The sequence below is a fragment of the Parvibaculum sp. genome (genome assembly GCF_040882025.1).
Lineage (GTDB): Bacteria > Pseudomonadota > Alphaproteobacteria > Parvibaculales > Parvibaculaceae > Parvibaculum.
This window is the reverse complement of sequence record NZ_JBBECC010000112.1, coordinates 1-4,192: the sequence shown is the minus strand read 5'-3', so window position 1 is coordinate 4,192 and position 4,192 is coordinate 1. Positions and strand designations below refer to the sequence as shown.

General features: G+C 60.2%; 6 protein-coding genes. 1 reads left to right on the top strand and 5 read right to left on the bottom strand.

From position 1 onward, the window contains the following. Window positions 1–286: 286 nt before the first annotated feature. The gene (locus tag WEB61_RS08105) at window positions 287–592 is read left to right on the top strand and encodes a dATP/dGTP pyrophosphohydrolase domain-containing protein (RefSeq protein WP_368063829.1); all 306 of its coding nucleotides are present in this window, start codon (window positions 287–289) and stop codon (window positions 590–592) included. Between the two features lie 104 nt (window positions 593–696). Here the strand turns inward: WEB61_RS08105 and WEB61_RS08100 are convergent, their stop codons facing one another. The 5 genes from WEB61_RS08100 to WEB61_RS08080 form a co-directional block, all read right to left on the bottom strand. After that, a complete protein-coding gene (locus tag WEB61_RS08100) occupies window positions 697–1,449 on the bottom strand; it encodes a tetratricopeptide repeat protein (RefSeq protein ID WP_368063830.1) in 753 nt (250 codons plus the stop codon). 170 nt (window positions 1,450–1,619) lie between these two features. Next, window positions 1,620–2,639 carry a tetratricopeptide repeat protein gene (locus tag WEB61_RS08095; protein ID WP_368063828.1) on the bottom strand — a complete coding sequence of 340 codons (1,020 nt, stop codon included), beginning with the start codon at window positions 2,637–2,639 and terminating at the stop codon, window positions 1,620–1,622. Window positions 2,640–2,717: 78 nt separating this feature from the next. Continuing rightward, complete coding sequence (locus tag WEB61_RS08090) at window positions 2,718–3,092, bottom strand: type II toxin-antitoxin system death-on-curing family toxin (RefSeq protein ID WP_368063827.1); 375 nt, start codon at window positions 3,090–3,092, stop codon at window positions 2,718–2,720. A 9-nt stretch (window positions 3,093–3,101) separates the two neighbouring features. After that, window positions 3,102–3,326, bottom strand: coding sequence for a hypothetical protein (locus WEB61_RS08085; protein WP_368063826.1), 225 nt, complete (start codon window positions 3,324–3,326; stop codon window positions 3,102–3,104). A gap of 75 nt (window positions 3,327–3,401) precedes the next feature. After that, window positions 3,402–4,192: creatininase family protein (locus tag WEB61_RS08080; RefSeq protein WP_368063825.1), on the bottom strand; the 791-nt coding region annotated here is incomplete at its 5' end.

The window sequence follows — 4,192 nt, the reverse complement described above, 5'->3', positions numbered from 1 at the left end:
CGACAGCGGACCCCCCCTCTGTCACGAAACTGTCAAAAAACTGTCACAAATGGAATTTGAGCGATTCTCCGTGTCGAGATGAGAGACCACAAAGGAGACGAATTCGACACCGAATTCGTCGCGCACATGCGCCGCGCCACGAACTTGTCCCCGGCGCGGCGGCGAATGCATGCTTTATCTCCGCTGTGGCGAGAATGCGTCAGCGCAGCGCTGCGCTGTGGGGTTTCGGTGACAGCGGGGATAAGTTCATAGCGCGAAGGTATAACGGATGAACCGGGAATAGATCATGACAACGGGATGCGAAACGCAGGCGACGATCGCGCGCTGGGGCGAGGAGACCTTCGGACCGGCGACACATCCCGCCGCGCTCGCAAGACGCGCAAGGCTCGAACTCGACGAGTTGATCGAGGCGCTGGAACGCGGCGATGCGGCGGAGGCGGCGCGCGAAACGGCCGACATTCTCATTCTTCTCAACCGGCTCGGCGCCACGCTCGGCTTCGATCTCGCCGAAGCTGTCGATGCGAAGATGAAAGTGAACCGCACGCGGCGCTGGGTCGCGGCAGGCGACGGAACGGGCAGGCATGTGGACTAGAGCGCCTTCGCTTTTTTCCGCAGCCACGGCTCCCGTTTTCCGATCCTGAATTCATCGCGCTCGGGCGCACTCCTGAAATCTCAGGCCGCGACGGGACGGGCCGCCTATTTCTTCGCTTTCCACGCCGCTATTCGCGCCTGCACGTCTGCAATCTCCGCCGAACTTAAACGAGACCCCACAAGGTCTCTGTTTTCTGCAAATGGAGCGAACCCAGACGCGGACGCGGCCAAACTTTGCCAGAAGTAAGCCTCGCCATAGTTCTGGGGAACACCTGTTCCGTCTTCATACATCCGTCCGAGATTGAATTGCGCGTAGGCAACTCCCTGATCGGCGGCGAGACCATAGTAGCGCACAGCCTCGCTGTCGTTCTGGGGAACGCCTTTTCCTTCGGAATACATCTGGCCGAGATTGAATTGGGCGTAGGCATCCCCCTGATCGGCGGCGAGACGAAAATAGCGTACAGCCTCGTCATCGTTCTGAGGAACGCCTCGTCCGTCTGCATACATCACGCCGAGATGGAGTTGGGCGGCCGCATGCCCCCGATCGGCGGCAAGACGAAAATAGCGCACAGCCTCGCTGTCGTTCCGGGGAACGCCTTTTCCGTCTGCATACATCACGCCGAGATTGAATTGGGCTTCAGCATCCCCCTGCTCGGCGGCAAGACGAAGCTTTTCCAGCTCCCCAGGATCGGCCGGCGGGGCGACCGTTTCCGCAAGCGCGGGCGCAACGCCGATTGCGGCAACGCCAATTGGGACAACACCAAGGCCGGCGATCCCGACAAGACAGGAAATCAGCACCAGAACTCTTTTGCTCAGCATCCGAATACCCCTTTTTGACCGGCGATCTTCCGCCCGCACCAATCCTGACACGTCATCAACACACAGGAGTCCAACTCCTCATCCTGCCATCCAGAAATCCATAGCGCCGTCGAGTTCGCGCGCAGCCAAGGCGCCAGCTTTTCAAAACGAAATTCGTCCCGCTCGAAGAAACCGATCGCGAAATCATAAATCGCGGCCGGACAGGCCGCCTATTTCTTCGCTTTCCACGCCGCTACGCGCGCCTGCACGTTTGCAATCTCCGTCGGATTCAAACGAGACCCCGCAAGGTCTCTGTCGTCTGTATAGTCGGGGCGTTTGGATGCCGCCAGGCTCAGCCAGAAGTAAGCCTCGCTGTCGCTCTGAACAACGCCTCTTCCGTCTTCATACATCCCGGCGAGTTTGCCTTGAGCATCGGCAACGCCCTGTTCGGCGGCGAGACGATAGTAGCGCGCAGCCTCGCCATCGTTCTGAGCAACGCCTCTTCCGTCAACATACATCCCGGCGAGGTTGTATTGAGCCCACATATGCCCTTGCTCGGCGGCGAGACGATAATAGCGCACAGCCTCACCGTCGTTCTGAGCAACGCCTACTATTCCTTCGGCATACATCCAGCCGAGATGGTCTTGGGCTTCGGCATTACCTTGATCGGCGGCGAGGCGATAATAGCGCACAGCTTCGCCACCGTTCTGAGCAACGCCTCTTCCGTTTTCATATATATCGCCGAGAACTCGTTGGGCGTAGACATCACCTTGATCGGCGGCGAGGCGAAGATAGCGCACGGCCTCGCCAAAGTTCTGAGCAACGCCTCTCCCTTCGGCATACATCTCGCTGAGAGCGTATTGGGCGTCGACATCACCTTGATCGGCGGCAAGGCGAGTATAGCGCGCAGCCTCGCCATCGTTCTGAGCAACGCCTCTTCCTTCGGCATACATAAAACCGAGATAGCTTTGGGCCGCCGCATGCCCCTGTTCGGCGGCGAGACGAAAATAGCGCACAGCCTCACCGTCGTTCCGGGCAACGCCTCGTCCGTTGGCATACATCACGCCGAGATCGAACTGGGCGGTGGCATCCCCCTGCCCGGCGGCGAGGCGAAGCTCTTCCAGTTCCGCAGGAGCGCTCGACGAGGCGGCCGTCTCCGCGCGCGCAGGCGCAGCACCGATTGAGGAAACGCCAAGGCCGGCGACCCCGGCAAGACAGGAAATCAACACCAGGACTCTTTTGCTCAGCATCGAGATTATCCCCCCTTTGACCGGCGATCACCCGTCCGCGCCGATCCTAACACATCCCCGACACACCGGGGCCTGCCCCTATCGCGACTTCGTCTTCGCTCGCAGCCAAGGCTCCAGCTTCTCAAAACGAAATTTGCCCCGCTCGAAAAGTTCGATCATAAACTCGTGAGCGGCGACCGGGTCTTCTTCAAAACGATAGCCATTGAGTCTGAGAAAAACGTCCGCGACGGCGAAGGCAACTCGCTTGTTCCCATCGATGAACGGATGGTTGACGGCAAGGCTTTCAAGCAGTGCCGCAGCCTCTGCAACAACATCGTCGTAATACCCCGTCTGTGGACGGAACAAGGCGGATTCGATCGCACCCATGTCGCGCACACCTTTGGCGCCACCATAGAGATCGATCAACTCCTCATGCATGGAAAGCACTTCGGTCAGCGTCAGATAGTCGGGCATGAAAGCGCGCTATTTCGCGAGGCGCTTGTAGAGCTCGGCATTGCGTCGAACGCTATCGCGGAAATGCGCCATCACGTTTTCGCGCGGCCGCTCGCCCGCCTTGCGGGCAAGAAATTCGCGAAACGCTTCCTCGACCAGGGCCTGAAACTGTCGGCCTTCTGTCTTGGCCAGCTCGCGCATTTGAGCGAGTAATTCGGGATCGGCCTGTGAGGCAAATTTTTCGCGCATGGTCATGTGGCATTCTCCATCCAGATCGATCAAGATGTATCAAGAAACAGATTGATACGTCAAGATGATTCTCACAACCCCTCACTCCGCCTCGAATTTCCGGAAGTCCTCGATCAATCCCCTGACCGACAGGGCGACGAGTTTTTCGCCGTCGGCAGGATCGGCGAGCGAGGGGTCGGAGCCGATGCGGCCATCGGGGAAGGCGGCGCGGTAGCTTTCGGCATCGCTGTAGCGGCCCCAGGGCGCGATCTTCGGCGCCATCTCGGCCTGCTTGATCGCGGCCGGATGGACGAATTGCGTGACGGCAACTTCGGACGGCGTCGCATGCGCGCCATGCGACGCGCCGTAGCGCTGCTTGCAGAAATCGCCGACCGGCTTGAAGTCCCACCAGTTGGCGCGCTTGCATCTGACCGGACCGCGATTGGAGGCGGGATCGGCGAGCGAGCGGTCGGCATATATCTCGGCGAAGGCCGCCTCGATGGTCGCGACATTGCCGCCATGGCCGTTGAAGAAATAAATGCGTTCGAAGCCGTGGCGGGCGAGCGACGACACCCAGTCATGGATCGCGGCGATCATCGTCGAAGGACGCAGCGTCATCGTGCCCGGAAACCCGAGATGATGCTGCGCGATGCCGACATTGAAGGTCGGGCCGACGAGAAAGCCCGCTTCGGCGCCCGCGCGCTGCGCGATCGCCTCCGGGCAGATCGCATCGGTGCCGATGAGCCCGTTCGGCCCGTGCTGCTCCGTCGAGCCGATCGGGATCACGATTCCCTTCGACGTTTCGAGATAGGCCTCGATTTCGGGCCAGCTTGAGAGATGCAGCAGCATGGGGTGCAGCATAGAGGAGGCGGCGGAGAATGTGGAATCGGGGG